Source organism: Candidatus Neomarinimicrobiota bacterium, assembly GCA_041862535.1.
In the GTDB taxonomy this organism is placed as follows: Bacteria; Fidelibacterota; Marinisomatia; order SCGC-AAA003-L08; family TS1B11.
In genome coordinates, this window is record JBGVTM010000096.1 from 1 (window position 1) to 5717 (window position 5717).

At 50.1% G+C, this 5717-nt stretch carries 3 protein-coding genes; all 3 read right to left on the minus strand.

Annotated features, from left to right (window positions below; all coding sequences use genetic code 11):
* Positions 1-4134, minus strand: a 4134-nt coding sequence (locus ACETWG_03780; GenBank protein MFB0515708.1) for a right-handed parallel beta-helix repeat-containing protein, incomplete at its 3' end; no start/stop codon positions are given.
* Between the two features lie 338 nt (positions 4135-4472).
* Positions 4473-5087, minus strand: coding sequence for a hypothetical protein (locus tag ACETWG_03785; protein MFB0515709.1), 615 nt, complete (start codon positions 5085-5087; stop codon positions 4473-4475).
* 329 nt (positions 5088-5416) lie between these two features.
* The coding region (locus tag ACETWG_03790; protein ID MFB0515710.1) for a hypothetical protein at positions 5417-5717 on the minus strand (301 nt) is incomplete at its 5' end.

A 5717-nucleotide genomic window follows, 5' to 3' on the forward strand; every position in this document is an offset into this window, starting at 1 on the left:
TGGTGAACCGGCCACCAGGCGATAATTACCTTGCACTGAATCCACGAACGTCGGATCAACCGATATATCATGCTCCCCTGCCGTCGTAAGATAATAATTATTAGCATTTCCCCAGACATCGTTGTAGTCCAGACTTGAGGTCGGTGAGAGTTGAATACCAAACCCGGAATTCCCGGTTACGATATTATTCAGTACAGTTATGGTTGATTCGACTTCGAAAATTCCTTTGCCTGATGTATTGATCGTATTGTTGATGATAGAAATATTCGAGGAGTACCTTACCGATATGCCGATGCCATCATATCCCGGATCCTCAATAATATTGTTCGAAATCATCATATCCCAGGTCTCAACAAGTGATATCCCTGTCCCGAGGCCCTCGCTGCACCAGATTCGGTTGCTGACTATAGTGGGGGCAGAACCTCTAACCCTTATGGCCGCACCGCCGGCATACCCACCAACGATCCGGTTCTTTAAAATCGTGGGAGCCGAAGAATCACGACACTCGATGGCTGCCATTCCCCCATCGCAACCTTCGATGTAATTATTCCTGATTACAGGGCTCGATCCCCAGATGGCAATTCCTGAGTTGACGATGGCATTATGCTCGATGAGCGGATTGGAGTTATCGACGCATTCCACGCCATACATAAAGGCCAGGACAGGGGCCTCGATCCGATTCCGAACAATCCTCGGAGAAGAAGTGCGGCACGTGATCAGGGGCATGGGAGCCGGTTCTAACTCCGGACCCCTGATGGTAAATCCGCTGATCTCGCCATTACTCACGTTATTGAATTCCACCGCTACTTCATCCATACTACACGTAATGACGGTTGCTCGAGCACCGACTCCCTTGAGATACACCCCTTCGTTCATGCTAATGGGTCCCGTGTAGACTCCACTGGCCACCACAACGGTATCACCAAGATTAGCACTCGCTACCGCTTCTTGAATAGTGTCATAGGGATAGTAACGTGATCCATCTTCAAATTCGTTGCTCCGGGCATCAACATAGATATAATTGCCTGCTTCACTACCCAGATTGACTATAAAGAGGCCATCCGCGATTTCTTTCAAACGAACGGGCTGCTGCTCCCCATCGAAAAGCGCAACGGAATTGAAAATTATCGCCGATGCCATACCAGATTGCACGGTTGAGTCAACAACGAAAATGATTTCCATTATATCGCCTTCTCCACTCTCGATTTCACCTGGGCCTGCCAGCATGACTTCAATGTTGCCCGGTGCAGCAATATCCGAGTTCAAGGTAAAATCAGCTGTCGTAGCAGTTGGCAGAACATCAACTGCGGACAGCACAGCGGTTTCATAGGAAATCGTGAATATGGCCTGCATCAGACCCACGGGGTTGTCCAACGAGACCGCCGCTCTGACGGTATCTCCAGGGAAGCCTGAAAACTGAGACATGCTGATGGATCTGATCAGTTCCGACATAAGCTGAGGATCGATCGGGTCAGGCCCGCCAAAGGCCCCCATATCGTTTTGCGAACCGTCAACGTCGAGATATTGGGTTCCCGGATGTCCAGCGTCGATACAGGGTGAATTCGCGCTTAGCCGGTAGTCATCCTTGGCGATGTTGACAAACAACGGATCAGCCGAAATACCCCCCAATCCGGGACTAATGTCACGATAGTTCTCTTCAAAGTTCCAACTATTATTATACGCGATAGCGACATCCGTATCACCTATAATACCATTGTAAGCGGGTCCATCCAGCCGATATACGATATTGTTTATCGCCTTGGAAGTCGCGCTCCCCCAATAGAAAATGATTCCTGCCCCGTCGCCGCCGGTTACAAGAATGGTATTATTCACCAGCTGAGTCTGGCTCCAACCACCACTCTGCACTCCATTCTGGCACTTGATAATATTATTTTTTATCCTCGGAGCAGACCCGTGACAGTGAATCCCCATATCATGCATGGAGATTAAGTTTTTGGCGATCAGGGGCGCAGCGTCGAGGCAGCTTATGCCAGGGCCGCTCATAGATGTGGCACCATAATTGGTGATTATATTATCGGTGATCCGCGGTGAGGTCTGGTTGCAATAGATGCCGGGGTAAAAGCCGGCATTACCTTTAGCGATGGTAAAGCCCTTGATCAGCGAATGATTGGCAGCATAAATGATCCAGTCCTGACCGACCGGTCCTACGATATAAGTCAGCTGCGGGCCCGATCCGATCAGCGACACGCCATCCTTCATCGTAATAGAAGTATTATAGGTACCCGGGAGCACCAGCACCGTGTCCCCGTATAAGGCCGCGTTGATGGCAGCCTGGATCGTAGAATAAGTCATCGACTGTGGCTCTACTTCTGCCGGCAACGCCGCATCCACATACAGATAGATGCCATAGGGCGTAGCTGCGACTATTTCAGACTGGTGGCTTTCGTTATGGCTGTAATCAACGGCCGTTAGTGCATAGTAATACTCAAATCCCGTGGTTGCAGACGTATCCAGGTATTCCGTCTGGTCTGCCGGCACCTCGGCCAATAGCGCCAACGAAGGCCGTCCACGGTAGATGCGATAAGCGGATATGTCACCTTCAGGGTTAGCGTCCCAGGTCAACCTGACGGCGGAATGGCCGGCTTCCGCGATTACTCCCGAGGGTGCCTGGGGCGGTATTGAATCGAGGGGCATAAAAGTGATCGACACCGACCGAAGGGCAGGCGTTAGACCAGCCAGTTTTGTATGTAAACGTGCCTGGTACTGAAGGTATCGATCCCCATTGTGGACCGGATTGATATTCTCACCGGTCGCTAATGTGTACGACCCAATGGCATCCTGGGGGCCATACCATGAAGCCTGCCGCAGCAGATCGACGCTGGGTGCACTTCGTAGTCTGAAGGAAAGCGTAGTATTCTCCGGACGTACCTCACTCCAATAGATTCGAGTGTAATTCGTCCCTTCAGCTCCAGCATCGAACACCGAAGAGACATAATTTCCGGAATAGATGGGTGTGAATTTCCACTGGTTAACATAGGTTTCATACACGCGTCCGGTGTTATTCCACGAGCGCCAGGATACCTGGAACTGGCCTTCACGAAAGCTGACATCAGGCTCGCGATCATCCTCATATCGGGGTGTATTTACCCTGAAATTGCTTCCAATCTTAATCCCATCGAGGCTACTCAACTGACCATAAATGTTTGCATCGTAAGGATGATACTCCGAGGTGTTATCTCTCCAATCGGCCCAGACTACCAGGAAATGCAGGCTGTCATCAAAACACACCTCAGACTGATACTGCTCGACAAGGCCGACATCATCATTAACCTTAACCGGTGCTCCGAGAGGCTGGCCATCGCTACGAAAACGTCTGCAATAGACGTCAAAATAATTGCTTACGGGCTCATTACCTGCTTCCCAGGTAACCACAAAGTCGTCGCTCTCACTCACCGCCGCCCGTGGACGATGCTCGTATACTGTGTAATCACTCGTATTCAACCTGAAGACGGCACCAACGAGTGTTCCCGTCAAACTAACCCGCTGGACGTAGATCTTCATTCCTCCCCAACCACCTACGCCATGTAATATCCAGTAACTGCCATCGGCATTATTAGCGAAAACCCCTGGCATCCCATGACCAGTGTTCGTGAACGTGTCTATGTAGGCATTTGTCCCAACCCTCATCAAGTCTGGATCAAAGACCTGGTAAGCGAGACGATCGTCCTCCGCACTATAGCTATCGGCGAACCAGATTACAATAAGCGATCCATCATTTCTGAGCGCTCCTCGACAGCCCTCAGTAGCACTTCCGGCACTCTCGTTTGCCTGTACCGTTTCACTGGTCGAACTCCCATCCGGGGCATATTTGCATACAAACACGTTGCCACCACTCAACCAGGTGCGAATAAAATTCCCGCTGGAGTCATATGCCAGGAATCGGTAGCTGGAGTCATCACGATAATCTTCGGTTACTTTGACCATTGGATGGGGCAGATGTACCACACCCCCGCTGAGAGGTGAGACGATCACATTTTCAGTTGTCCCGTCCGCAAAGTCTTCAAATGTGCTTTCAGTCCATGTCAGAATGCCCAACAGAACCGCTTTGACAGTGAGAAGGCCTAAACCGGATAGAAAGAGCAAGTAAAGGCCGAGCTTCCTGAGACGCGTCATTCCACCCCCCAAACAAAAGTTGATCAGTCCCGAAGCTAAAAATGTTAAATGCTTTGTCGGAAAAAATTTAACGTACAATCAAACGGATTTCAACACGATAAGTTTTAATAATATAGCTTTTAAACCACTGGAAGGGTAGGTGCCAAGGTACCAAGAAATACCTGTAGTGGTAGCTGTCCGGTAGTCTATTGAAGGCTGCAATGGTTACCTATCCGGCCCTCACCCGATAAGACGGCGCTGAATGCGCAGCTGCTCCCTTTCAGCAGCAGCATGCTTCGACAATCCTTCGACATACCACCGGAATCCACTCGCACATGCAGTAATGAACCGCGTAGTGGTTAGTGATAATCAAGCTTCCCCTGGAACAGAGTAGCCACCGTACCAACCCGGGGGTCATACAGTTCAACCCGCAGGTTCGTAACGGCTTCCTCGGCCACTGCGAATTCCCATGTGAACGTATAGTAACAGTTACACCGGCAATAGCAGGTTTGGTATACTTGTGAACATGTATCCCTGACAGCGAGAAGAAGGGTATCCCCGGATAACTCGCTTTCCGCAACAAATGGTGCACAGCAGATGTAGTTCAGTCCCAGAAAGATCCTCAATGCATCATCAAATTCATACGTGAGCGTATCACGACCTTCATCCAGATAAACCGAGTCAGCTGGTTGAGCACTCATCTTTGGCAAATCGAGTTCACCGTTGCATCCACCGTAGGATATATCAAGCAGCTGAAGGGGTTCCGGACTCTGGGACGTCGATGTTAAGCACCCACCGATAAGTAAAGCCAAGGCGCATAGCCACAATGATCCTCGCATGAGAGTCACTCCTTTATGATGCGGCACGGTTTCTGAACCGTCTTCCTGATGGTGATTACCTTCCCTATACTTCGGTAGCAGCATCTTGATCGCTTCACCATGGCCGGTCTCCTTCAAGTAGTCCAACCCAATCATGGATGAAAATGATGTCATAACCGGCGGGAGGCTTTTCAAATGCCCCCATAAAGCATAGTAGAAACCTCGGTATGAAGCCCCTGGTAAATAAATTATGTATGCCATCTTGTATATAGAGCAAACAGTCCACTTCAACTCACCCTACTTCAGCAGCAGCATATTGTTGTACTGGGTATACACCAGCGTGATCCCCGTTGGGCTCACTGTGGCGGGTATACCCTTGATTGGCGGAATAAACAGGCGGGCAATCACAGGGCATAGGAGAGACCGATATTGATCCTGGTGATGAATTTGGTTCCGTCAAAACTTGACGGAGAAGGCCACATCGTTCAGCTAAACCATGCCCACGGTTCCCATGGCCACAAGTAGTTCGTTTGAAAAGGGTGGCTGGTCATCTGGACGACGGCATGGATACCCACACCACCGGACAGTACACGCATTCCAACGGCAAGATTATGACTGAATCTTTTGGCTTCAGCTTCACTTTCTCCATAATAATCAGTCACCGGCATCCAATGGCCGATATAGGCGGCATACAGCGGCAGGCGAATCCTTTTTAATCGTGGGGTGTAGCCGACGCCTATCGCGAGCTTGGTGGATGGACCGTACTTGCGGTTATAGGAAAACTCG

Bases quoted from the DNA above. Each gene is read 5' to 3' on its own strand.
- ACETWG_03785 (MFB0515709.1), bottom strand. From the start codon at position 5,087: ATGATTGGGTTGGACTACTTGAAGGAGACCGGCCATGGTGAAGCGATC.